A 23,322-nucleotide genomic window follows, 5' to 3' on the forward strand; every position below is an offset into this window, starting at 1 on the left:
GCAAGCGTATATCCATGAAACGGGAGCCACCAGCCCTCGCACAGGACGAATTTGTCCCACTGAAATCGTCCTGTTCCGCAAGGGAGCCGACACACTTCCCTCACGGATACACCGCCGTGATGCACGTAGCCGTGCATCTTGCAGACCGTCCCTGTGGAATGCAGACTGGGACCGGTCGGCCTCTTAGGAGATCGACCGTTCGTGGACCACCGTCCGGGTTCCCCGCACTCGAATGGTCTGCGCGTTCAGGTCCGCTGAGGCGGTCGCGTCTCGGTACGGACGTATTCCAGCTGTTATTCGCGCGGCCGAACATCCCCGAGTCATCCGGGATGCGGGCGTACCGGCGGACGGGCCGTGCGGGATTGGGGTCGCACCGGTGAGTTGTCAGCCAGTGCACAGGAGCATCCTTGTCATCGACATCGAGGGATCGACGGCGGCCGCGCGGACGAACCCGATCAGGCAGGAGCTGCGGTCGCAGGTCTACCGCATGCTCGGTGTGGCGATGGGCCACGCGGGGATAGACGCGCGCTGGTGTGATCCGTTCGAGGACCGGGGCGACGGGGTGCTCGTGCTGTTGCATCCGGTGGACGAGCTGCCCAAGACGCTGTTGCTGTCGAGGCTGGTGCCGAAGCTCGCGCATCAGCTCGTCGAATACAACGCGGGGCTGGCGTCCGCCGAACGTCCCCGGCTCGGGCTGCGGGTGCGGGTCGTCGTGCATGCGGGGGAGGTCCACCGTGACGAGAACGGGTGCTTCGGGGAGGCCGTCGATCTGGCGTGCCGGCTTCTGGACTCGCCGAAGCTGAAGCAGGGGCTGCGGGAGAGCCCGGCCCCGCTGGTTCTCGTGGTGTCGGAGGACATCTACTGGGGGATCGTGAGGCACGGATACGACGGGATCTGTCCCAGCGCGTACCGGCCGGATCTGAGGATCTCCGTCGGCGGGCGCCGTCGTCAGGGATACGTGCATGTGCCTTCCGTGCTGCAGCTCAGGACGGCGGACGCGGCTGCGTTGCAGGAACACGTCGCCTAGCCGGGACGGGCTTCCAGGACGCTGAAGGTGGGGCCTTGGGCGGGGATGCCGGTGGGGCGCAGGCCCGCGCGCTGGAAGAGGCCCTCGTACTGGGACTGGGTGCGTTGCAGGCCGCCGCAGGTCATCACGAGCATTTCGAGGTCGAGCCACTTCATACGAGACGGGCTCGGGCCTTCGTGGAGGAGGCCTTCGCCGAGGAGGAGGCGGCTGTCGGGCCTCATGGCCTTGCGGCAGTTGGTGAGGATCCGGACGGCGCGGTCGTCGTCCCAGTCGTGGACGATGTGGCAGAGGACGTAGGTGTCGCAACCGGACGGGACGGACTCGAAGAAGGATCCGGCGATCACCCGGCAGCGGCCGTCGTCGAGGGCCGGGCGGAGCGGGCCGTCTTCGGCGTCGTCGACGACGCCCGGCAGGTCGTACAGGACGCCCTTCGTGCCGGCGTTGGCGGTGAGGATTTCGGCGAGGACGGCGCCGTGGCCGCCGCCGACGTCCACGATCGTGTGGCCGCGCTCGAAGTCGCATGCGGCGACGACGGGGGCGATGAACTCGCCGGAGAGGGCGATCATGGCCTCGTTCATGACGGCGCCGTCGGCGGGGTTGTCGCGGAGATGGTCGAAGAGTTCCTGGCCGTGGACGTGCGCGAAGGTCGGTTCGCCGGTACGGACGCTGTACTCCAGGGCGCTCCAGGCCTCCCGGTGGAAGGAGGACCCGGTCAGCAGGGCGTAGCCGCGCAGGGACGGCACGTCGCTGCGGAGGAGTTCGCCGAGCGGCGTCCCGCTGAAGAGGCCGTCCTCGCGTTCCTGGACGACGCCGACGTCGGACAGGGCGCGGAGCAGGCGGTGCAAAGTGGGCGGGTGCGCGTCCACGGCGCGGGCGATGTCGTCGGCGGAGCGGGGACCGGACACCAGCTGGTCGGCGATCTTCAGGCGGGCGGCCACGCCGACGGCCTGGGCGACCCAGCCGCCGGTGAGCAGGCCCATCATCGACACGGCGAGCGGGTTCTCGGTTACCTCGGTTGACATCACGCCTCCAAATGACTCGACCACTCTAAGTATTCATATACGTACGAAGAGTGGCTATAGCGCGGCGGAATTTTTCCCTGCGCGCACCGATGAGTTCACGTGGTGCAGGTGGTCTGCCTGTCGTGTGGAGGCGAAGGGGTTCCGATGTCGCGTCGGTCACACCGGGTTGACCTCGAGCGCGGTCGAGGTCGGAGGCTGGACGTCGTGGAGCAGCGCGAATTCGTCGTACTCCGCTGGAATACTCCCGGAGCCCGCGAAGGTTAACCGTTCGCGGAAGTGTCAGTCGCTGCAGTATTTTGCTGCGACATCCCGAAGAACGTGCCCGACGGTCCCTGCGTGCCCGCATGCGGCCCTGACGATTGGACAAGAGTTGACCGCTCCCGCATCCCCCAAGATGGCGGACGGCCCACGGGAGGAATCGGGCGCCGGCGACGGGCTCGACCGCGGCGTGCTCGCCGTGGCCGGGGTCGTCGTCCTCGGCGCGATCATGTCGATTCTCGACGTGACCGTCGTCAACGTCGCCATCAACGACCTCGCCAAGGAGTTCAACACCTCGCTGGCGACGATCCAGTGGGTGGCGACGGGTTACACCCTGGCGCTGGCCACGGTGATCCCGATCACCGGATGGGCCTCCGCGAGGTTCGGCACCAAGCGGCTGTACATGATCTCGCTGGTGCTGTTCGTGCTCGGTTCGACGCTCGCCGGGCTGGCGTGGTCGGCCGAATCCCTGATCTTCTTCCGGGTCCTGCAGGGCCTGGGCGGCGGCATGATCATGCCGGCCGGCATGACGATCATGACTCAGGCGGCGGGCCCGCAGCGGGTCGGCCAGGTGATGAGCATCATCGGCGTCCCGATGCTGCTCGGCCCCATCATGGGCCCGATCCTCGGCGGCTGGCTCGTCGACGACGTCTCGTGGCGGTGGATCTTCTTCATCAACCTGCCGATCGGCATCGTCGCGCTGGTGCTGGCCGGCCGGATCCTCAAGCCGGACGAGCCGAAGCCGGCCGAACGGCTCGACCTCATCGGGCTTCTCCTGCTGTCCCCCGGCCTGGCCTCGCTGATCTACGGTGTGGCCAAGGGCGCCGAGGGCCGGGACTTCCTGGAGACCGAGCCGCTCGCCTTCACGGTCGCCGGCGCGGTGCTGGTGGTCGGGTTCGTGTTCCGGGCCCTGTCCGCCGAGAGCCCGCTGATCGACCTGCGGCTGCTGAAGCGCCGGTCCGTGGCGGCGGCGTCCGGCACGATGGTGCTGTTCGTGACCGCGTTCATGGGCGCGATGCTGCTGCTGCCGCTGTACTACCAGACGGTGCGCGGCGAGGGCGCGATGGCCTCCGGCCTGCTGCTGGCGCCGCAGGGCCTCGGCGCGATGATCACCATGCCGATCGGCGGGAAGCTCGTCGACCGGATCGGGCCCGGGCGGGTCGTGCTGAGCGGCCTGGTCGTCGTCGTGCTGTCGGTGGTGGGCTTCGCCGCGATCCTGGAGGCCGACACGTCCTACTGGGCGCTCGGCGCGGTGCTGTTCACGATGGGCCTCGGCATGGGCATGACGATGATGCCGGTCATGGCCGCCGCCATCCAGACCCTCGCGCACGACGAGGTGCCGCGCGCCAGCACGATGCTGAACATCATCCAGCAGGTGTCGGCGTCCATCGGCACCGCGATGATGGCGGTCCTGCTGGCCCGCCAGCTGACGGCCGAGCTCGGCGGCGGGGCCGGCGGCGAGATCGGCGGCACCGAGGAGGTGCCGCCCGCGGTGATGGAGAAGATCGCCGGTCCGATGGCGGACGCGTTCCAGCACACCTACTGGTACGGCGCCGCGCTGATCGCCCTGGCGTTCATCCCGGCGCTGCTGCTGCCGCGCAAGAAGCCGGAGACCGCCGCCGTCGACGCGCCGATGCCGATGCACTGAGGCACGCCGGTGCCGGTGCACTGAGCGCGCCGCTGGCGCACGTCCGATCCCGGCCGGGATCCCGAGGACCCGGCCGGGGTTTCGGCCGTTCAGGGCCGTCTCAGGCCGTCGCGGAACGCTCGTCCGCCCAGTACTCGTCCTTCAGCAGCCGCTTGTAGAGCTTGCCGGTGGGGTGCCGGGGAAGCTCGGGCCGGAAGTCGATCGAGCGCGGGCATTTGTAGTGGGCGAGCTGGTCGCGGCAGTACGCGACGAGCTCGGCCTCCAGCTCGGGCCCGGCCTCGTCCATGGACAGGGGCTGGACGACGGCCTTCACCGCCTCGCCCATCTCCGCGTCCGGGACGCCGAAGACGGCGACGTCGGCGACCCTGGGGTGCACGGCGAGGACGTTCTCGGCCTCCTGCGGGTAGATGTTCACCCCGCCGCTGATGATCATGTAGGCGCGGCGGTCGGTGAGGTAGAGGAAGCCGTCCCCGTCCACGTAGCCGACGTCGCCGAGAGTGCTCCAGCCGCGGCCCTTCGGGTCCCGGGACGCGGCGGTCTTCGCCTCGTCGTCGTGGTATTCGAACTGGGGGCCGTTGCCGAAGTAGAGCGTTCCGGGCTCACCGGGCGGCAGTTCGTTGCCCTCTTCGTCGCAGACGTGGACCTCGCCCAGGACGCAGCGTCCGACGGTGCCCTTGTGGGCGAGCCAGTCCTCCGAGTTGGTGTAGACGAAGCAGTTGCCCTCGGTGCCGGCGTAGTACTCGTGCAGGATCGGGCCCCACCACTCGATCATCCGCTCCTTGATCGGGATGGGACAGGGCGCGGCGGCGTGCACGGCGGCGCGCAGGCTGGACACGTCGTAGCGGGCGCGTGTCTCGTCCGGGAGCTTGAGCATCCGGATGAACATGGTCGGCACCCACTGGCTGTGCGTGACGCCGTACTTCTCGATCGCGGCGAGGGCCTGCTCCGGGTCGAACCTGTCCATCACCACGACGGTCGCGCCGAAGCGGTGCATGGTGATGCAGTAGCGCAGCGGCGCGGCGTGGTAGAGCGGCGCCGGGGACAGGTAGACCGAGCCGGCGTCGGGCTGGAAGAGCAGCGACAGCAGCTGGTAAAGCGGCCCGGGCTCACCCATCGCCGCCTTGGACAGGGCCGGTTTCACCCCCTTGGGGCGGCCCGTCGTACCGGACGAGTAGAGCATGTCCACGCCCTCGCACTCGTCCTCGATCGGCGTGGGCGGGTGCTGGGCGACGCGCTCCTCGTACGAGTCGTAGCCCGGTGCCGTGCCGCCGAGCATGAGGCGCAGCGGCACGTCCGGCGGGTTCTGCGTGGCGGTCTCCATCGACTCGCTGGTGATGAAGGCCTTGGCCTCGCAGTTCTCCACGATGTAGGCGAGCTCCTCATGCTGGAGCCGCGTGCTGATGGCGGTGTAGTAGAGCCCCGAACGCTGGGCCGCCCAGGCGATGGCCAGGTACAGCGGATGGTTCTCCAGCATGAAGGCGATGTGGTCCCCCGGACGCAGCCCCTCCGCGTGGAGCAGCTGCGCGAGCCGGTTGGACTCCTCGTTCAGTTCCCGATAAGTGACGACACGCCCGGAGCCCGCCATGACGACGGCGGGCTTGTCGGGCGTCTGTGCGGCGATCTGCCCCAGGTGCATGGCCGCACGCTACCGGGCCGGACGACGGAATGGAATCCCGTTCGGTTTCATCCGCCATGGTCATCAGCCGTGGTCAGACGAGCATGTGGTCGAAGTCGCCGTCCTTGGCTCCTCCCACGAAGGCCTCCACCTCCTCGCGCGTGTAGACGAGCACCGCCCCCTCGGGGTCCCGGGAGTTGCGCACGGCGATCTCCCCGCTGGGGAGTTCCGCCATCTCGACGCAGTTCCCGGACGGATTGCTGCGCCGGCTCTTCTGCCAGACGAGCCCGTTGCGCCAGACGTCCGACATCGGTTGGCCGTCCATCGTTGCCCCCTCTAGGCGTCTCAGCCTCCCCGAAGGAAGGCCGCGATCTCGCCCCACCCCACACAATGGTACGAGATGCACGTGCATTCGTTCTTGCATTCGTTCATGCAGACGGTCTTGCATCTGCACGACTTGGGGAGCAAGATAGCGAACGCTCGCCGGTGACCGACCCCGCACGCCTCTGAGGTTTGACCATGACCGTTGACCAGGCAGACGAAGTCGCAGCTCCCGCCGCCATGGGAGGCGGCAGGCCGCGGCACGCCGCGGCCCTTCATCCCTGGCCGGACGCGCCTCCGGCGCCTGACGGCCCCGACGTCCCGCACGGCCCCGCGAACGGGCCCGCGACCGTCCCGGTGGTCGCACCGGGCCTGGCCGGGCTCTGGCCCGCGCCGCACGCCGGCACCCCGCGCATGGCGCGGCGCGTGTTCCCGGCGGAGATCACCACGCCCCGGTCGGCGCGTGAGTTCACCGAGGCCACGCTCGGCGGCTGGGGTCTGACCGGGGGCGTCGAGGACGTCGTGATCACGGTGTCGGAACTGGCCACGAACGCGCTCCGGCACGGCATGGAGGGACTCCCCCAGCCGCTGCCCCTGTGCCCGATCCAGCTCGTCCTCATCGGGCACCCCAGGCGCCTGGTCGTCTCGGTGACCGACCCGGGCGGACGGCCTCCCGAGGCCCTCCCGAGCGACCCGGACCGCTTCATCGAGGGCGGCCGCGGCCTCCTCGTCGTCGGCGCGGTCAGCGACGCGTGGGGCTGGGCGCGGCTCGCCACCGGCGGCAAGGCCGTCTGGGCGGCCTTCGACCGGCGGGTCAGCCCTCCGTCGCCGCGGGAACCGGCCGAACCTGGACCTGGCGCTCCGGACGCTCCAGCTCGCTGAGGAACGCGTGGGCCCAGCGGTCCACGTCGTTCTCGATCACGCGGCGGCGCATCGAGCGCATCCGCCGCGCCTGCTCGGCGGGCTCGGCGGCCAGCGCGGACAGCAGCGTGCCCTTCAGGCCGTCGATGTCGTAGGGGTTGACCTGGAACGCGCCCCGCTTGAGCTCTGCCGCGGCACCGGTGAACTCGCTGAGCACGAGCGCCCCGCGCAGGTCCTTGCGGCACGCCACGTACTCCTTGGCGACCAGGTTCATGCCGTCCCGCAGGGGGGTCACCACCATCACGTCCGCCGCCAGGTACAGCGCGGTCAGCTCGGGGCGGTCGTACGAACTGTGCAAATAGTGGACGACCGGAAATCCGATCTCGCCGTATTCCCCGTTGATCCGCCCGACCTGCTGCTCGATCTCCTCCCGGAGCAGCTGGTACTGCTCGACCCGCTCGCGGCTCGGCGTGGCGATCTGCACGAACACGGCCTGCCCCGGCTTGAGGTGCCCGTCCTCGAACAGCTCCCCGAACGCCTGCAGCCGCTGCGTGATGCCCTTGGTGTAGTCGAGCCGGTCCACGCCCAGCAGGACGGTCGCGTCCCCGAGGTCGGTCCGGATCTCCTGTGCCCGCTCCTGGACCTCCGGACGCCCGACCAGATCGTTCAGCTCGCCCACGTCCACCGAGATCGGGAACGCGCGGGCCCGCACGGTCCGGTCGTCCCAGAAGACGTCCTGCTTGACGTACCGGGCGTCCAGGAGCCGCCGGCAGAGCCGCACGAAGTTGGCCGCCGCGCCGGGGAGCTGGAAGCCGACCAGGTCGGCGCCGAGCAGCCCCTCCAGGATCTGCCGCCGCCACGGCAGCTGCCAGAACAGCTCCAGCGGCGGGAACGGGATGTGCAGGAAGAAGCCGATGCGCAGGTCGGGGCGCAGCTCGCGCAGCATCCGCGGAACGAGCTGGAGCTGGTAGTCCTGCACCCAGACGATCGCGCCCTCGGCCGCGACCTTCGCCGCGGCCTGCGCGAACCGCCTGTTCACGCGGACGTAGGCGTCCCACATCGCGCGGTCGTAGACGGGCGGGGCGATGACGTCGTGGTAGAGGGGCCAGAGCGTGGCGTTCGAGAAGCCCTCGTAGTAGAGCTCCACCTCCTGCGCGGACTGCGCGATGGGGTGGAGCGACATGCCGTCCTCCTCGAACGGCTCCAGTTCCTCGTCGGGCGCGCCGGTCCAGCCGATCCAGGTGCCCTTCCTGCGCCGCATCACCGGGGCGATGGCGCTGACCAGGCCGCCCGGACTGCGTCGCCAGCGCGGAACCCCGTCCGCTCCGACGGTCCGGTCGACCGGAAGCCGATTGGCCACCACAACGAACTCACTACCGCGCGACACCTGCGACCCGCCTCTCCAGGAACCCTCAGCGATCACTCATGCCCAGAAACGGTCATCGGGAACATCTTGTCACTTCGACGTTAAGGCGGGTGACCCGCAAAGGGCGATGTCAGGGGTGCGGGGCGGCATCTCACGGGGATTGGAGCGGGCCATATTCCTTTCCGGGCAGGTAACCGATGTTTACCCGGCGGTCACGAGGGGCGGGGCCGGGCCGGGAAATGTTGCCCAGATCACATCTCGCCGTCCGCGTGGCGGGGTCAGGCGGGTGCGGAGCCCCGCTCGGGGGCCTCCTCGCGGCGGCTCCGGAGGACGGCGTCCAGCGAGAAGCGACCGGCGCCCACGAGGGCGAAGAGCAGGGTGGTGGCGCCGAGGACGAGCACGTACTCGTAGCCGCCGTCGCGGGAGAACAGGCCGTTGTCCATATGGACGTACCAGAACGCGCCCGCCATGTTCAGCGCGATCAGCACACCCGCGATCGGGACGAGGACGCCGGCGATGAGCGCGGCGCCCCCGAGCAGTTCGACCCAGGTGGTGAAGTGGGCGGCCAGGCCCGGCAGCGGAATGCCCAGTTCCCCGAAGGACCTGGCGACCCCGGCGTGCCCGGTGCCGGTGAGCTTCTGCCAGCCGTGCGCGATGAAGATCACGCCCACGGCGAGCCGGCCGATCAGCAGCCCGGCGTCGGGCAGGGCGGGGTGGCGGCGGGGTGGGAGCATTGCCTCGACTCCTCCGGTTGAGCGTTCGATTTCGAACCGGCGGAACGCGGACGCCGGCAGAAATGATTCAAATTCAGACCATCTAGAAAATTCAAGCCATCTTTCACGCCAACTAGAATCACCGCCATGAGCGACGTGGGCGACGCCCTGGAACCACGGGAACTGCGCGCCTGGATGGCCTTCCTGGCCGCCGGCCACCTGATCGACCACGAGATCGAACAGCAGCTCAAACGGGACGGCGGGCTCTCCCACCCCGAGTTCGAGGTGCTGGTCAAGCTGCGCGGCGCGGAGGGCAACCGGCTGCGCATGTCGGACCTGGCGCGCGAGGTGATGGTGTCCAAGAGCCGGCTCACCTACCAGGTCACCCAGCTCGAACGGGCCGGCTTCGTCAAGCGGACCGCCTGCGAGTCGGACCGCCGGTCGGTGTGGGCGGAACTGACCGACGAGGGCGCCGCCGCGCTCGCCAGGGTCCGGCCGGGGCACCGCCGCGTCGTCCGGCGGGCACTGATCGAGGTGCTGACCCCGGAGGAGATCGACCTGCTCGGCGACGCGCTCAGCCGCGTGGCCGGCCGGCTGCGCGGGCGGTAGCCGGCGGGCATGCGGGAAGCTGGTGGCATGCGCGACTTCGGCGGGATCGTGGAACGCTCGCCCGTCCGCGTGGTCCGCCCAGGGTCGGCGGGCGCGGTCGCGGACGCCGTCCGCGAGGCCGCCGCGCAGGGCTTGGACGCGGTGCCGCGCGGCCTCGGGCATTCGACGTACGGCCAGTCGCTGACCGCCGGTGTGTCCCTCGATCTGCGCGGGCTCACCGGCGTCGAGGTGGGGGCGCGGCAGGCGTCCGCCGCCGCGGGGACGAGCTGGCGGGACGTCCTCGCCGCGACGCTGCCGCACGGCCTGACCCCGCCCGTGCTCACCGACTACCTCGACGTGACGGTCGGCGGGACGATCTCGGCGGGCGGCGTCGGCGGGACGTCGCACGTCCACGGGACGCAGGCGGACAACGTCCTGGCCCTGGACGTCGTCGCCGGCGGGGAGCCCGTGACCTGCTCCCCCGCCGTCCGGCCCGATCTCTTCGACGCCGTCCGCGGCGGGCTCGGCCGGCACGGCGTCATCACGGGGGCCGTCCTGCGGCTCGTCCCCGCTCCGGAGCGCGTGCTGTGCTGCACCATTCCGTGCCGCGACGCCGAGGACGTGCTCCGCGTCCAGCGCGAGGTGCGGGCCGACGATGTCTCGGCCCAGGCCAAGCCGTCGGAGGACGGGTGGGTCTTCGAGGTGAAGGCCGTCCTGCACGGGGACGGCGGCGAGCCGCCGCCCGGGACGGCGGAGACCGAGGAACTCCCCTATCTCGACTTCTGCGACCGCATGCGTCCCGACGTGGAGGAACTGATCGCGCTCGGCGAGTGGGCGCGGCCGCATCCGTGGGGGATGGTCTTCCTGCCCGCGTCCCGCGCCGCCGCCGTGATCGAGTCGACGCTCGCGACCCTGACCGCGGACGGCCTCGGGCTCAGCGGCGTCATCCTGATCAAGGCCCTGCGGATCGGCCGCGTCCCGGTGCTGGCCGCCCCGGAAGACCCCGTCCTGTTCAGCGTGCTGCGGACCGCCTCACCGGGCTGCGCGTCCGTGCCGGAGATGCTCGCCGGCAACCGCGCCCTTCTCGACCGCGCCCGCGCCGTGGGCGGCACCCCCTACGCCGCCGGCTCGATCCCTGCCTGAACGGCCGCCGGTCAGAGCGTCGCCGTGTTCCCTTCCCCACCCCTGCCACAGGGTCTTGACGTCGACGGACCGGACGTGGTCCAGTGGCTCATCCACTAGTCCACAGAGGAGTTCCGATGACGTCCTCGCCGATCCCCCGCGACACCGTGGTGGACTCCCTCGTCGACCGGCTGCGCGACGACGTGCTGGGCGGCCGCTATCCGCCCGGCACCTACCTGCCGCCCGAGCGGGAGCTGGCCGCCGGCTACGAGGTCACCCGGACGTCGCTGAAGCACGCGATCGTCCGGCTCGCCCAGGCGGGGCTGCTGGAGACGCGGCACGGCGTCGGGACCCGGGTCCGCGACTACGAGCGGCTCGGCGGCCCCGAACTGCTGCCGATGCTGGTCAGCACGGTCGGACCGGCCTGGATGCGGGAGATCTTCGAGGCGCGGCGGGAGGTGGGCGCGCAGGTGGCGGCCAAGGCGGCGGCGAACGCCACACCCGGGCAGCGCGACCGGCTGCGGGAGCTGGCGGCCCAGCTGCGGGACGCGGGCGGCGCCGACGCGGCGCAGCTGGTGGAGTGCGAGATCCACCGCGTCATCGGCCGCGCGACCGGCAACCGCGTGTACGGGTTCATGGTCAACGCCCTGCTGAACGCCTACATGGCCGTCCGGGAGGGGTTCACGCACGCGTTCGCCGACCCCGCCGCGGCGGCGGACCGCATGGCGCCGCTGATCGACGCGGTGTGCGCCGGCGACGCCGCACGGGCGCACGCGGTGGCGGCCGCGTACTTCGCCGAGACCGAGGCGATCATGCTCGCGGAGCCGGGGAGGACGCGATGAGCGCGCGGCGCACGGTGTTCGACGAGGTCATGGAGGGCGCGTTCCGGCTCGCCGGGGAGGACGGCGAACGCCGGCTGCGGCTGGAGCTGTCGGTCGACCTGCCGGAGGTGCTGCGGCCGTGGCGCGACACCGAGGGCGATCTGGCCGGGCGGGTGCACGTGCCCGGCTGGGCGGACGACCGGGCGGCGACGGGACGGCTCCGGGTCGCGCCGCTCACCGCCCGCCGCATCCGCTACACCATGGACTTCACCGCCCTCGACGGGCGGCGGCTGCGGCTGGACGGCTGGAAGTCGGTCGATCCGCGCCGGCCCGTCCGCTCGATGACGACCCTCCCGGTCACGGTGACCGACGAGGACGGGACCGTGGCCGGCGAAGGCGTGCTGCGCTTCGACCTGCGCCGCGACCTGGTCCGCTTCGTCGCGGGCGCCCGGTTCCCGGGGCCGGATCCGATGCGGTCGCGGTGGCGGGGCCGACCGGGCCGGCTCGAAGTCTGGTACACGACGCTGACCGACCCGGCGACCGGCACGGGCGTCTGGATCCACCATGAACTGGTCGCACCGGAAGGGGGCGGGGCGCGCACGCACGGCTGGGCCGCCGTCTTCCCGCCGGGCGAGACCCCGGTGTTCGCACGCTTCGGCCCCTTCGGGTGGAGCCGTCCTGAGGACGCCGCGTTCGCGGCCGGTCCGGTCGCGCAGACCGATGACAGGCTCACCGGCACCGCGGGGAACATCACGTGGGATCTGCGTGAGACGGGCGGCGGACGGCCGATTCACACGTTCCCGCGCTGGGCGTGGGAATCGGAGTTGCTGCCCGCGGCGCAGATCGTCCCGAAGCCGGTCGCGACGTATGACGGAGAGGTCCGGTTCGGTGACCGGGTCCTCGCACTGGACGGCGCCTCCGGCGGTTCCGCCCGCATCTACGGGCACGGCAACGCGCGCCGCTGGGCGTGGCTGCACGCCGATCTCGGCGGCGGCGACGTGTGCGAGATCGTCGCGGCGGTCTCGACCCGGCCCGGCATGAACCGGCTGCCTCCGCTGCCGTTCGTCCGGCTGCGGGTGGACGGCGCCGACCTGCCGTCCGGGGATCCGCTCCTGGCGGCCCTCCGGCTGCGGGCCGACATCGGCCTGCCGACCTGGACGGTGCACGGCCGCCTCGGTGACCGGGGCATCCGGGTCGAGGTGACGCAGCGCCCGGAGGAGACCGTCGCCGTGGACTACGCCGACCCGGACGGCGCCCCGGCCGTGTGCCACAACTCCGAGCGCGCCGACGTCCGCATCGTCCTGGCCCGGCGGGCCGGGCGCGGCTGGGAGACCGAACGGGAATGGCGGCTGGACGGAACCGGGCACGCCGAGGTGGGGCTGCGATGAGCGCCCTGACGGGGACGGTCGCGGCGCTGCTCGGCATCGAGGACGCCGGGGACCTCGCCCGCGTCACCGCCGGCGCCGAGACCATCGCGGGGTCGCTGCCCGCGTCCGCGCGGCTCGGCCTGCGCACCGGCGCGGGGACGCTGGACGTGCTGGCGCGTCTCACCACCGGGCACGCCCTCGACGGCCTGGACGCCGACGGCCGCGACGCGTTCTGCGCACGGGTGGCCGCACGGCCGTCCACGGCCAGGATCGCCGAGTTGATGAAGATCCCGCTGCTGCTGGCCGCCGGGACCGAGTTGCTGCCCGCGCCGCCGCCCCCGCACGGCCTGGCCCGCCCCGATCCCGCGCTGGACTGCGCGCCCTCGGCGCAGTGGCCCGGCTGCACGACCGCCGACGCCGTCGTGATCGGGTCGGGCGCGGGCGGCGCGATGGCGGCCAGGACCCTCGCCCGGCGCGGCATGTCGGTGATCGTCCTGGAGGAGGGGCGGCGGTTCACCTCCCGCGAGTTCCGGGAGCGCCCGCCGCTCGAACGCTTCCTCGGCCTGTACCGGGACGGCGGCGCCACCGTCGCGCTCGGCCGGCCGCCCGTGCTGCTGCCCGAGGGCAGGGCGGTCGGCGGCTCGACCGTGGTGAACAGCGGCACCTGCTACCGGACGCCGGGGCACGTCCTGCGGCGGTGGGCGGACGCCGGTGCCCCCGTGGACGGGTTCGGCGCGCGTCTCGACGAGGTGGAGGCCACGCTGCGGGTCGCACCGCAGCCGATGGGACCGCTCGGCCGCAACGGGCTGCTCGCGCTCGCCGGCGCGGAACGGCTCGGCTGGCGCGCCGCGCCGCTGCGCCGCAACGCGCCGGGCTGCGTGGGCAGCGCGCAGTGCGCCGTCGGATGCCCGCACAACGCCAAGTACGGCGTGCACCTGAACGCGCTGCCGCAGGCGTGCGAAGCGGGTGCCCGCATCGTCGCCGAGGCCAGAGCCGAACGGATTCTGGTCGAACGCGGCAAGGCGACCGGTGTGCGCGCGCGCCGCCCCGACGGCACGTTCTTCGAGATCCTCACACCGCGGGTCGTCGTCGCCGCGGGCGCCACCCAGACGCCCCTGCTCCTGCGGCGCTCCGGCCTCGGCGGGCATCCGGAGCTGGGGCGCGGCATGGCCGTCCACCCTGCGACGAACATCGCCGGCCGTTTCGCCGAACCGGTCGTGTCGTGGTCCGGCGTCATGCAGAGCGTCGGCATCGAGGAACTGCACGCCGACGGCATCCTCATCGAGGCGACCGCCACCCCGCCCGGCATGAGCTCGTTCCCGCTGCCCGGCCTCGGCCGGAACCTGCGGCGCGAACTGGCGGGCGCCGACCGGCTCGCCGTCCTCGGGGCGATGATCGCGGACGCCCCGTCCGGCCGCGTGCACGGCTCCCGGCACCGGGCGGTGCTCCGCTACGACCTGGCCCGCGAGGACGCGGCCCGCCTGCGCCGCGCGCTCGTCGCCATGGGCCGGGTGCTGTTCGCCGCCGGCGCCGAGGAGGTGCTCACCGGCCTGGCCCGCCGCCCCGTCGCCCGGGACGAGGCGGAGCTGACCCGGGCCGTCGCCATGGCGTCCGCCGCGGACCTGCACCTCGCCGCGTTCCATCCCACCGGCACGGCGAAACTCGGCGCGGACGAGGACAGGGCGCCGGTCGCCCCGTCCGGGCGGCTCCGCGGGGTACGCGGCGTGCATGTCGCGGACGCGTCCGTCCTGCCGAGCTGCCCCGAGGTGAACCCGCAGCTCACCATCATGGCGATGGCCCTCGGCATCGCCGAGGGGATCCGGTAAAGGCGGCGGGCCCGCGGGCACGCCCGTCCGCGGGCTCGCCGCGCCGGGGATCAGACCCCGGCTCCCACCAGGCCGTGCGGGTCGAGGATGTACTTCTCCGCCGCGCCGCGGTCGAACTCGGCGTAGCCCTCGGGCGCCTGGTCGAGCGGGAGGACCGACGCGTTGACGTTCCGCGCGATCTCCACCCGGCCGTGCAGGATGGCCATCATCAGCTGCCGGTTGTACTTCATCACCGGGCACTGGCCTGTGACGAAGTAGTGCGACTTGGCCCAGCCGGTGCCGAAGTCCAAGCCCAGCCGGCCCGCCTTGGCGTTCTCGTCCGCCGCGCCCGGGTCGCCCGTGACGTACAGGCCGGGGATGCCGAGCCCGCCGGCGGCGCGGGTGATGTCCATCAGCGTGTTGAGGACGGTCGCGGGCTGCTCCCCCGCGGATCCCTCGGGGCCGTGGCCGCGCGCCTCGAACCCGACGCAGTCGACGGCCGCGTCCACCTCCGGGGTGCCGAGGATCTGCTCGATCTGCTCGGGCACGTCGCCGTGCCGGGACAGGTCGATCGTCTCGCACCCGAAGCCGCGGGCCTGCTGCAGCCGCCGCGGGTTCATGTCGCCGACGATCACGACGGCGGCGCCGAGCAGCAGGCCGGCGGTGGCGCACGCGAGGCCGACCGGGCCCGCGCCCGCCACGTACACGGTGGAGCCGGTGGTGACGCCCGCGGTGTAGGCGCCGTGGTAGCCGGTCGGGAAGATGTCCGACAGCATCGCGAGGTCGGGCAGCTTCGCCATCACGGTGTCCCGGTCGCCGGGGAACTTCAGCAGGTTGAAGTCGGCGTACGGGACGACGGCGTACCGGGCCTGGCCGCCGTGCCAGCCGCCCATGTCGACGTACCCGTACGCCGCGCCCGGACGGTCCCGGTTGACGTTCTCGCACACGCCGGTGTGGCGCTCCTTGCAGTTGCGGCAGCGGCCGCAGGCGATGTTGAACGGGACGCTGACCAGGTCGCCCGTCTTGACGAACTCGACGTCCCTGCCGGTTTCGATCACCTCGCCTGTGATCTCGTGGCCGAGCGTCAGCCCGGCGGGTGCGGTGGTCCGGCCGCGCACCATGTGCTGGTCGGAACCGCAGATATTGGTCGCGAGTACCTTCAGGATGACGCCGTGCTCCAGCTTGCGGCCGTTCTGCTCGGCCAGTTCGAGCCTGGGGAAGTCCAGTTCCTCGACCGTGACCTTGCCCGGTGCCTGGTATACGACGCCTCGGTTGGTGTCCGCCACGACCCCTCCCTCCACGTTGAGAGTCGGCTTGTGACTCCCATACCCCGTCCGTGCCCGTTAGTCCGATTTCACGGCGGCGGCTGTCGGGCTCAGCGGGTCGCCGACCCCAGGTACCGCAGGACGGCGAGGACCCGGCGGCTGTACCCGGCCGTGTGCGACAGGTCGAGCTTGTCGAAGATCGCGTTGACGTGCTTCTCCACGGCGCTCTGTGAGATGAACAGGTTCGCGCCGATCGCGGCGTTGGTATGCCCCTGAGCCATGTTGTCCAGGACGTCACGCTCGCGGGGGGTGAGCCGGGACAGCGGGTCGGTCCGCGTACCGTGCGCGGCCAGCAGCCGGCGCACCACCTCGGGGTCGAACGCGGCGCCTCCCGAACCGACCCGGTCGAGGGCGTCGAGGAACTCGTCCACCTGCGCCACCCGGTCCTTCAGCAGGTAGCCGACCCCGGTCGTGTCCGCGCTGATCAGCTCGGTGGCGTAGCGCCGCTCCACGTACTGGGACAGGACGAGGACGCCGACGTCCGGCCACCGCCGCCGGATCTCCAGCGCGGCGCGCAGCCCCTCGTCGGTGTGGGTCGGCGGCATCCGCACGTCCACGACCACGACGTCCGGCGGGCCGCCGGCGACCGCCTCGATCAGCGCGTCGCCGTCGCCGACGGCGGCGGCGACCTCGTGGCCCTCCTCGGCCAGCAACCGGACCAGGCCCTCGCGGAGCAGCGTCGAGTCCTCCGCCAGCATCACCCGCACGGCAGCTCCGCGGTGATCACGGTCGGGCCGCCGGACGGGCTGTGGACGGCGAACGTCCCGTCCAGCGCGGCGACCCTGCGGGCCAGCCCGGCCAGCCCGCCGCCGCCCGGATCGGCTCCCCCGGCCCCGTCGTCCTCGATGCGCACGCGGATCATTGTCGCGGACGCGGCGACGCCCACCAGCACGCGCCCGGCACCGGAGTGCTTCGCCGCGTTGGTGACGGCCTCGCAGACGACGAAGTAGGCCGCGGTCTCCACCGCGTGCGGAGGCCGCCCGGGCACGTCGTAGCGGATCGTCACCGGCAGCGCGGACCGTTCCGCGACCGTCTCCAGGGCCGCCCGCAGCCCCTCGCCGTCCAGCGCGGCCGGGTACACCCGCCAGGTGACCTCCCGGAGGTCCGCGAGGGCCCGCTGCGACTCCTCGTGCGCCTGCTTCAGCAGCTCGGCCGCCCTGCCCTCCGCGCCGGCCCGGCGGGCCCGGCCGATCAGCATCCCGAGCGCCACGAGCCGCTGCTGGACGCCGTCGTGCAGATCGCGTTCTATGCGGCGGCGTTCGTCGTCCACCGCGTCCACCACCTGCGCCCGGGTGACCGACAGCTGCGCGATCCGGCGCTCGTACTCCTCCAGCGGGCTCGGGCCCAGGCAGCGCCGCGCCACGCCCCTCTCCAGCACCACGACCCCGACCAGGCCCTGCACGGCCAGGAACAGCAGCACCAGGCCGGCGACGGCGGTGTAGAGGACGATCCACCGGCTCGGCGGGATGCCGTCCATGTACTCGCCCGTGACCCACCAGCCGAGGGCCAGCCGCACCCCGGCCGCCGCACCGTAGACGATCAGGAGCAGGATCACACCGCCGAGCAGCCCGACCGGGACGCGCAGGACGAGGTAGGCCAGCGCCTTCAGCGGACCGTACTCGGCGGGCCCGTCCTCGCCCAGGAACCTCCTGAGCCTCCACCGCTCCAGCTCGGTCACGGCCTGCGCGGCGGCGGCGACGACCGCCGGGACCGTCCGCTGCCCGCGGGAGAAGGCGAGCGAGTAGGCCATCAGGAGCGCCGCCACCGCCAGCAGGGCCAGCTCCGCACCGGCGGTGAACGCGCCCAGCAGGAGCCCCGCCGCGGCCCGCGCGAGGGCGCGCGGGACGCGGGCGTCAGTAGATGCGATCACGTTCGAATTCTCTTGTCCCCGTCTGCGGATGCGCCCCGGACCTGTGCGTCCCCGGCCGGTGTGCGCCCGCCTGCCGCTCCCGGCCGCCCTGCCGCGCCTTCGTGCCCCTGCGCGCCTTCACGATACGCGCGGCGGCGAACGCCGCGGCGGCCAGCGCGACGAGCGCCAGCACCGCCTTGGAGTACATGCCCGCGTACTCCCCGACCGTCCGCCAGTTGTCGCCGAGCCCGTACCCGGCCAGGACGAACGCCGTGTTCCAGAGCAGGCTGCCGAGCGTCGTGTAGACCAGGAACACCGCCGGCCGCATGCGCTCCACCCCCGCAGGGATGGAGATCAGGCTGCGGAAGATCGGGATCATCCGGCCGAAGAACACCGCCTTGCCGCCGTGCCGCGCGAACCACGCCTCCGTCCGGTCCAGATCGTCGAGCTTGACCAGCGGCAGCCGCGCCACGAGCGCGCGGATCCGGTCCCGTCCGATCAGCGCCCCGATCCCGTAGAGGACCAGCGCCCCGGCGACGCTCCCGATCGTCGTCCACACGAGCGCGGCCGTCAGGCTCATCCGTCCCTGCGCGGCCGTGAACCCGGCCAGCGGCAGGATCACCTCGCTCGGCAGCGGGGGGAACAGGTTCTCCAGCGCGATCGCCAGCCCCGCGCCGGGAGCGCCGAGCTCGTCCATCAGGTCGGTCGCCCATCCGGCGACACCGCCGGTGGGCCCTTCGCCGGACGCCGCCCGGTAAGTCATTTCGATCATGTCCGCAACGCTAGGAATCGGCCGGCCTCGTCACCATGGAGGACACCACCTGCCCGTACGGCCGGATCCCACACTCCGACCCTGCGGAAAACCACACCCGGGCCGGGCGAGATTGGGGGGAATGTACTGTCCGCCAGGGCGAACGGGCCTAACCTTGGAGATCCCCGCAAGGAGCTTCGCTCGACGCCAAGAAGGAGCCGCACGCGTGGCCGACGACCTCCCCGAGAGCGCGCCTCCCGGCATCGACCCCTCCATCCCCACCTTCGCGCGCGTCTACGACTACTTCCTCGGCGGCAAGGACAACTTCGCCGCCGACCGCGAGGTGGCCGACATGGTGATGCAGCTCGTGCCCGAAGCTCCCGTGGTGGCGAAGGGCAACCGCGTCGCCATCGAGCGGGCCGTGACGTACATGGCCGCGGAACTCGGCATCGACCAGTTCGTCGACATCGGGTCCGGGCTGCCCACGTCGTCCAACGTGCACCAGTTCGCGCGGGCCGCGAACCCGGAAGCGCGGGTCGTCTACGTCGACAACGACCCGATCGTGCTGGCGCACGGGCGGGCACTGCTCACCGAGACCGGCGTCGCGACGTTCATCGAGGGCGACCTGTACGAGCCGGAGAAGATCTTCACCGATCCGGCGCTGACCCGGCTGCTCGACCTGTCGCGCCCGGTGGGGGTCGTGCTGGCCGCGATCATCCACCACGTGCCGGACGAACGGGACCCCGCGGGCGTCGTCCGGGCGCTGCTGCCGTTCCTGCCGCCCGGCAGCCACGTCATGCTCACGCACCTGCACGACGCCGGGAACGATCCCCGTGTCGAGGAGGCCAAGCAGATCCTCCAGTCGGGGCTGGGCGGCTCCTACTTCCGCCACTCCTCGGAGATCGAGCGCTTCATGGACGGGTTCACCGTCCTCGAACCCGGTGTGGCGCACGTGACCGAGTGGCGGCCGGACGGCCCGGCGGGTCCGCTGGAGCATCCCCTGCACACCCAGATGGTGGCCGTACTGGGCCGCAAGGACTGATCGGCCGATTCAGCGCAGAGTGAAACCCGCACCGGCGGGGCGCGCCGGTCCAGGAAGCTCGGAAGCTCCGATTCCGCAGGCAGCACCGGTTCTGGACGATGTCCGACCCGGTTTCGGACATGAGGGTCCACCTGATCCGGGTAAAGAATCTTTTTGATCGACTTTTCCGTTGTTGGGCGTTTCTTGTAGCGTTCGCAGCGTTTTGTGAAGTGAATTCATGATCGGATTTCCCGCCACAAGATCATGTGAGGACGCCGCGATGCCCATGGCGACAGGCCTGGCCGCGGCCGCGCTCCTCGGCCTGCTGACGCTCCTGGCCACCGCGCGGCACGGCAGGCACCGACAATCCCCTGAACAGAGGCACCCCGAGTCCCTGACGGCCGTCCTGGGGCCGGGGGACGAGGAGTACCTCGCCTGGCTGGCCGACCATCATTGGCCGGGCGACGAGTACCTCGAACTCGAGTACGAGTGGGCGGGTGAACCGGAGCTCACCGACCCGGGCGGGCACTACGTCTCCCCGCTGTGTCCCCAGTGCAACCTGCGCCGGGAGGACGTCTGGCCGTGTCCCACCTGCGGCCGGCTCCTGCACTCGTCCTGCGGGCACGGCATGCGGCGCAGGAGGGTCGATCGCCCGTACCGCACCCACGGCACCAACTCCGAGGCGGTCATCGGCGAGTGGGTCTGCGAGGGCTGCGCCTGCGTCGTCGGCCTGGACGTGGACCACGGCGACGAGCCGGACGGCGGTCTCTTGCACTGAATGTAACGACTTGCCCGGACTTGTCCGGCTTCACACGTACTAAAGAGTAAAGAATTCCCCATCCACTTGCATATTTCGGACGAACGGCGGCAGGCTGCATCTATGTCCTTAAACACAGGGACACCGTGGAGGAAACCCGTGACCGCTCAACACGACTTGATCTGCACGCACGAGCCGCACTGTCCGACGCCGGACGACGTGGACCGCGAGGCCGCGCGCACCGTCGCCAGCCACCCCGAGCAGGGGTGGAGCCTCCTCTGCAACGGCATCGTCGTCTTCGAGGACACGGGCGAGCTGCTGCCCGACGGCAGGGTGATCGATCCGCACCGTCCCACGACGGCCGCCTGAACCCCGTCACCCGAACCGTGGTCACCTGATCACGTGCCGGCCGGACCCCGGCCGCGCAAGCTCCCCGTACGCCACCCGGGCCGCTCGCTCCGCGCCGCCACCGCCGCGCCGTGGCCGGCGCCCCGGGCCTCACGCGACCCGGCGGCGAGGACCCCGCTCCCCCACCGCGAGCCCCTTTCCTCCAGCGGCGGACACCCCCTCCTCCGCCTCGTCCCAGACGAGGTGATCTTCCAGCGCCGTTCCGAGACGACCACCGGCGGCGCCCGTCCCTCATGCCGAAGCCCGGCCGGCATGCACCGCACCCGCGTGTCGTGGCACCCCGGCGCAAGGATCACGTCAGCCTGGGAGAGGGGCCGTTGTCGCCGGCGGTCAGCATGTCGGCCTCCCATCCGATCGGTCGTCCCGATAACGTTCAACTGTTTTGCTACTTACGCAAGAATCATGTGGAACTCGACCGCGAAAGGACGGTGTGGTGTGATCGCGGTGCTGGTCCTCGTGTCACTGGTCGCCCTGTTCGGCCTCTGCCTGCCGAACCTGCTCCGTCCCATGCCGGCGAGACCCGACCGTGACCCGCCCCCCGAGCCGCCCCCGCAGGACGCCTCCCCCGTCGTCCACCCGGAGTCGATGACCGCCGAACTCGAACCCGGCGACGAGGAGTACCTCGCCTTCCTCGCCGACACCCTCTGGCCCGAGGACGAGTACGCCGAACTGGAACACACCACGGACGGCGAAGAGGAATCCGGCGGCAGCGACATGCTCCTCTGACCGCTCACGTCCGCGCGTCCGGCGACGCCGGCGGTTGCCGGACGGACGCCATGGGTTGCGGGACGGAGGTCAGCCGGCAGGGGCGGGGAGCGGCTCGCCGGTCTCCAAAAGGGTCTTGACGCCGGACATGATGGACGGCCAGCCGTGCCGGGACATGCCGAGCAGGACGTCGCCCGCCTCGTGGACGACGGTCAGTTTGACCGTCTCACCCGCCGGCTCGATCTCGAAGGTCACTGTGGAGCGGGGCTCGGCGAGGAGCATGGCGCGGGTCTCCTCGTCCACGCCGACGGACGCGGCCCACTCCGGCGTGAACGTGTGCCAGGTGTAGGAGAGGCGGCGGCCGGGCTCGGCTTCGAGGACGACCTGCTCAGGATCGGCCGTCGTCGTGCCCTCCTCATGCCAGGTGATCGTGGATCCGGGCTTCCAGTCCGTCTCGAAGGCCACGCCCCAGTACCGGCGGGTGAAGCCCGGGTCGGTCAGCGCCTGCCAGAGGCGTTCCGGCGTGGTCTTGATGTAGGTCGTGTAGACGAAGTCGTTCATGGCCATCGGGGTCTGCTCCAATGCGGTCTGCAGGTCGGCGAGCGCACGGGCCCGCTGCCGGTCGTACCGGCTCATCCAGCGGTCGGCGATGGCGTTGATCGGGGCGGCGTTGAGGTAGTGGAGCTTCTCGCGTCCCCGGCGCGCGGTCGTCACCAGATCCGCGGCCTCCAGTACCGCGAGGTGCTTGCTGACCGACTGCCGGGTCATGTCCAGCTCGGCGCACAACTCCCGGAGGGTCTGCCCGTTGTGCGCGTTCAGGCTGTCCAGCAGGCGGCGCCGGCTCGTGTCGGCCAGCGCCCTGAAGACCTCGTTCATACACCGTCCCGATATGCAGCCATCCGGTTGCCTGTAAAATAGGCAACCGGATGGCTGCATGTCAAGGACGTCGCGGGAGGCTAAGGCTTCCGGCCCACGGCGCCGAACGCGTCCACCACGCCCGGCTCGTCTCCGCCGGCTTCCGGACGCCAGTGCGTCACGGGGACCACACCGGGTTCCAGGATTTCCAGGCCGTCGAAGAACCGCTCGATCTGCTCGGGCGTCCGCAGGACGAGCCGCGCGTTGCCCGTGGCGTTCCAGACCTCGACTATCCGGTCGGACGCCGCGCCGTGAACGACGTTCGTCCCGTCGTACATGGCGAGGTAGCTGCCCGAGGGCAGCGCGTCCAGCAGCCGCCTCACGATCGCGTACGCCTCATCGTCATCGGTGATGAACTCCAGGATGCCCATCATCGTCACCGCGATCGGCCTGCCGAAGTCCAGAATCTCGGCGGCGGACTCCAGAATCCGGCCGGGGTCGCGCAGGTCGGCGTGGACATAGGTCGTCATGCCCTCGGGGGTGCTGGTGAGGAGCATTTTCGCATGCTCCAGGACGAGCGGGTCGTTGTCGACGTAGACGATCCTCGACTCGGGCGCCACCCGCTGGGCGACCTCGTGCGTGTTGTCCACCGTGGGCAGGCCCGTTCCGATGTCGATGAACTGGCGGACGCCCGCCTCGGCGGCCAGATGCCAGACGACGCGGTTGAGGAACAGCCGGCTGGCACGCGCCAGCCGCGCCACGTCGGGCAGCATCCCGAGGATCTGGTCGCCGACCTCCCGGTCCACCGGATAGTTGTCCTTGCCGCCCAGCCAGTAGTTCCAGATGCGCGCCACATGGGGGACGCTCGTGTCGATCTCGGGGCGGGGCCTGTCCTCGTCCATACGCACCTCCCTCACGCCGGTTCCTGCCCATCCCGGGGATGGTCAGTCGTCGTCGCGGGAGCCCTCACCGTCGGCGAGGCCCCCGAGGGCGCGCGCTGTCCGAGGTGCGGCTGCCGTTATTTGAGGAGCTGGCGGGCCATGACCATGCGCTGGACCTGGTTGGTGCCCTCGTAGATCTGGGTGATCTTGGCGTCGCGCATCATCCGCTCCACCGG

At 71.4% G+C, this 23,322-nt stretch carries 24 protein-coding genes; 12 read left to right on the plus strand and 12 right to left on the minus strand.

Going from position 1 to position 23,322, the window contains the following annotated elements; genetic code table 11:
• The first annotated feature begins 391 nt into the window (after positions 1 to 391).
• Positions 392 to 1,027 carry a hypothetical protein gene (locus ACGFK0_RS36455; protein ID WP_392913108.1) on the plus strand — a complete coding sequence of 212 codons (636 nt, stop codon included), beginning with the start codon at positions 392 to 394 and terminating at the stop codon, positions 1,025 to 1,027.
• Here the strand turns inward: ACGFK0_RS36455 and ACGFK0_RS36460 are convergent.
• Entirely contained in the window at positions 1,024 to 2,049 is a 1,026-nt protein-coding gene (locus tag ACGFK0_RS36460; protein WP_392913109.1) for a methyltransferase, read from the minus strand. The two genes, ACGFK0_RS36455 and ACGFK0_RS36460, sit on opposite strands and share 4 nt — an antisense overlap.
• Before the next feature lie 370 nt (positions 2,050 to 2,419).
• Here ACGFK0_RS36460 and ACGFK0_RS36465 point away from each other — a divergent pair, with 370 nt between their 5' ends.
• Positions 2,420 to 3,955 (plus strand): DHA2 family efflux MFS transporter permease subunit, encoded by a 1,536-nt coding sequence (locus tag ACGFK0_RS36465; protein ID WP_392913110.1) that lies wholly within the window; start codon positions 2,420 to 2,422, stop codon positions 3,953 to 3,955.
• Positions 3,956 to 4,055: 100 nt separating this feature from the next.
• Here the strand turns inward: ACGFK0_RS36465 and ACGFK0_RS36470 are convergent, their stop codons facing one another.
• Together ACGFK0_RS36470 and ACGFK0_RS36475 are read right to left on the minus strand one after the other, a co-directional pair.
• Positions 4,056 to 5,591: an acyl-CoA synthetase gene (locus ACGFK0_RS36470; RefSeq protein ID WP_392913111.1), complete on the minus strand. Its 1,536-nt coding sequence runs from the start codon at positions 5,589 to 5,591 to the stop codon at positions 4,056 to 4,058.
• Positions 5,592 to 5,664: 73 nt separating this feature from the next.
• Complete coding sequence (locus ACGFK0_RS36475) at positions 5,665 to 5,895, minus strand: DUF397 domain-containing protein (RefSeq protein WP_392913112.1); 231 nt, start codon at positions 5,893 to 5,895, stop codon at positions 5,665 to 5,667.
• Positions 5,896 to 6,089: 194 nt separating this feature from the next.
• Between ACGFK0_RS36475 and ACGFK0_RS36480 the strand changes: the two genes are divergently transcribed.
• A complete protein-coding gene (locus tag ACGFK0_RS36480; RefSeq protein ID WP_392913113.1) occupies positions 6,090 to 6,773 on the plus strand; it encodes an ATP-binding protein in 684 nt (227 codons plus the stop codon).
• Here the strand turns inward: ACGFK0_RS36480 and ACGFK0_RS36485 are convergent.
• Both ACGFK0_RS36485 and ACGFK0_RS36490 read right to left on the minus strand, forming a co-directional pair.
• On the minus strand, positions 6,706 to 8,139 hold the full coding sequence (locus tag ACGFK0_RS36485; protein WP_392913114.1) for a trehalose-6-phosphate synthase: 1,434 nt from the start codon (positions 8,137 to 8,139) through the stop codon (positions 6,706 to 6,708). The genes ACGFK0_RS36480 and ACGFK0_RS36485 overlap by 68 nt on opposite strands.
• A gap of 257 nt (positions 8,140 to 8,396) precedes the next feature.
• The gene (locus ACGFK0_RS36490) at positions 8,397 to 8,852 is read right to left on the minus strand and encodes a DoxX family protein (RefSeq protein WP_392913115.1); all 456 of its coding nucleotides are present in this window, start codon (positions 8,850 to 8,852) and stop codon (positions 8,397 to 8,399) included.
• Between the two features lie 126 nt (positions 8,853 to 8,978).
• Between ACGFK0_RS36490 and ACGFK0_RS36495 the strand changes: the two genes are divergently transcribed.
• The 5 genes from ACGFK0_RS36495 (at position 8,979) to ACGFK0_RS36515 (ending at position 14,555) form a co-directional block, all read left to right on the plus strand.
• Positions 8,979 to 9,440 carry a MarR family winged helix-turn-helix transcriptional regulator gene (locus tag ACGFK0_RS36495; RefSeq protein ID WP_392913116.1) on the plus strand — a complete coding sequence of 154 codons (462 nt, stop codon included), beginning with the start codon at positions 8,979 to 8,981 and terminating at the stop codon, positions 9,438 to 9,440.
• Positions 9,441 to 9,449: 9 nt separating this feature from the next.
• Positions 9,450 to 10,562 (plus strand): FAD-binding protein, encoded by a 1,113-nt coding sequence (locus ACGFK0_RS36500; RefSeq protein WP_392913117.1) that lies wholly within the window; start codon positions 9,450 to 9,452, stop codon positions 10,560 to 10,562.
• Between the two features lie 116 nt (positions 10,563 to 10,678).
• Positions 10,679 to 11,383, plus strand: a complete 705-nt coding sequence (locus ACGFK0_RS36505; RefSeq protein ID WP_392913118.1) for a FadR/GntR family transcriptional regulator — start codon at positions 10,679 to 10,681, stop codon at positions 11,381 to 11,383.
• Entirely contained in the window at positions 11,380 to 12,750 is a 1,371-nt protein-coding gene (locus tag ACGFK0_RS36510; RefSeq protein ID WP_392913119.1) for a hypothetical protein, read from the plus strand. The genes ACGFK0_RS36505 and ACGFK0_RS36510 overlap by 4 nt, the downstream gene beginning before the upstream one ends.
• Positions 12,747 to 14,555 (plus strand): GMC family oxidoreductase N-terminal domain-containing protein, encoded by a 1,809-nt coding sequence (locus ACGFK0_RS36515; RefSeq protein WP_392913121.1) that lies wholly within the window; start codon positions 12,747 to 12,749, stop codon positions 14,553 to 14,555. Before ACGFK0_RS36510 ends, ACGFK0_RS36515 begins: the two co-directional genes overlap by 4 nt.
• Before the next feature lie 50 nt (positions 14,556 to 14,605).
• On the opposite strand, the gene fdhA is transcribed toward ACGFK0_RS36515, so the two are convergent.
• The 4 genes from fdhA to ACGFK0_RS36535 form a co-directional block, all read right to left on the minus strand.
• Entirely contained in the window at positions 14,606 to 15,820 is a 1,215-nt protein-coding gene (fdhA, locus tag ACGFK0_RS36520; protein ID WP_392913122.1) for a formaldehyde dehydrogenase, glutathione-independent, read from the minus strand.
• An 89-nt stretch (positions 15,821 to 15,909) separates the two neighbouring features.
• Positions 15,910 to 16,566, minus strand: a complete 657-nt coding sequence (locus ACGFK0_RS36525; protein ID WP_392913123.1) for a response regulator — start codon at positions 16,564 to 16,566, stop codon at positions 15,910 to 15,912.
• Complete coding sequence (locus ACGFK0_RS36530; RefSeq protein ID WP_392913124.1) at positions 16,557 to 17,729, minus strand: sensor histidine kinase; 1,173 nt, start codon at positions 17,727 to 17,729, stop codon at positions 16,557 to 16,559. Before ACGFK0_RS36530 ends, ACGFK0_RS36525 begins: the two co-directional genes overlap by 10 nt.
• Positions 17,713 to 18,480, minus strand: coding sequence for a DedA family protein (locus tag ACGFK0_RS36535; RefSeq protein ID WP_392913125.1), 768 nt, complete (start codon positions 18,478 to 18,480; stop codon positions 17,713 to 17,715). The genes ACGFK0_RS36530 and ACGFK0_RS36535 overlap by 17 nt, the downstream gene beginning before the upstream one ends.
• A 205-nt stretch (positions 18,481 to 18,685) precedes the next feature.
• Between ACGFK0_RS36535 and ACGFK0_RS36540 the strand changes: the two genes are divergently transcribed.
• The 4 genes from ACGFK0_RS36540 to ACGFK0_RS36555 all read left to right on the plus strand — a co-directional run bounded on the left by ACGFK0_RS36540 (position 18,686) and on the right by ACGFK0_RS36555 (position 21,371).
• Positions 18,686 to 19,501, plus strand: a complete 816-nt coding sequence (locus tag ACGFK0_RS36540; RefSeq protein ID WP_392913127.1) for an SAM-dependent methyltransferase — start codon at positions 18,686 to 18,688, stop codon at positions 19,499 to 19,501.
• A 259-nt stretch (positions 19,502 to 19,760) separates the two neighbouring features.
• Entirely contained in the window at positions 19,761 to 20,258 is a 498-nt protein-coding gene (locus ACGFK0_RS36545) for a hypothetical protein (RefSeq protein WP_392913128.1), read from the plus strand.
• Positions 20,259 to 20,417: 159 nt separating this feature from the next.
• Entirely contained in the window at positions 20,418 to 20,606 is a 189-nt protein-coding gene (locus tag ACGFK0_RS36550; RefSeq protein WP_358466548.1) for a DUF5999 family protein, read from the plus strand.
• A 474-nt stretch (positions 20,607 to 21,080) separates the two neighbouring features.
• Positions 21,081 to 21,371 (plus strand): hypothetical protein, encoded by a 291-nt coding sequence (locus tag ACGFK0_RS36555; protein ID WP_392913129.1) that lies wholly within the window; start codon positions 21,081 to 21,083, stop codon positions 21,369 to 21,371.
• 69 nt (positions 21,372 to 21,440) lie between these two features.
• Here ACGFK0_RS36555 and ACGFK0_RS36560 read toward each other — a convergent pair whose 3' ends face one another.
• From ACGFK0_RS36560 to ACGFK0_RS36570, 3 genes are all read right to left on the minus strand, one after another.
• The gene (locus ACGFK0_RS36560) at positions 21,441 to 22,226 is read right to left on the minus strand and encodes an ArsR/SmtB family transcription factor (protein ID WP_392913131.1); all 786 of its coding nucleotides are present in this window, start codon (positions 22,224 to 22,226) and stop codon (positions 21,441 to 21,443) included.
• Between the two features lie 80 nt (positions 22,227 to 22,306).
• The gene (locus ACGFK0_RS36565; protein WP_392913133.1) at positions 22,307 to 23,107 is read right to left on the minus strand and encodes an SAM-dependent methyltransferase; all 801 of its coding nucleotides are present in this window, start codon (positions 23,105 to 23,107) and stop codon (positions 22,307 to 22,309) included.
• Between the two features lie 116 nt (positions 23,108 to 23,223).
• Positions 23,224 to 23,322 (minus strand): acyl-CoA dehydrogenase family protein (locus tag ACGFK0_RS36570; protein WP_392912127.1); only part of this gene is annotated, 99 nt, incomplete at its 5' end.

Source organism: Spirillospora sp. NPDC048823 (assembly GCF_043198445.1).
Lineage (GTDB): Bacteria > Actinomycetota > Actinomycetes > Streptosporangiales > Streptosporangiaceae > Spirillospora.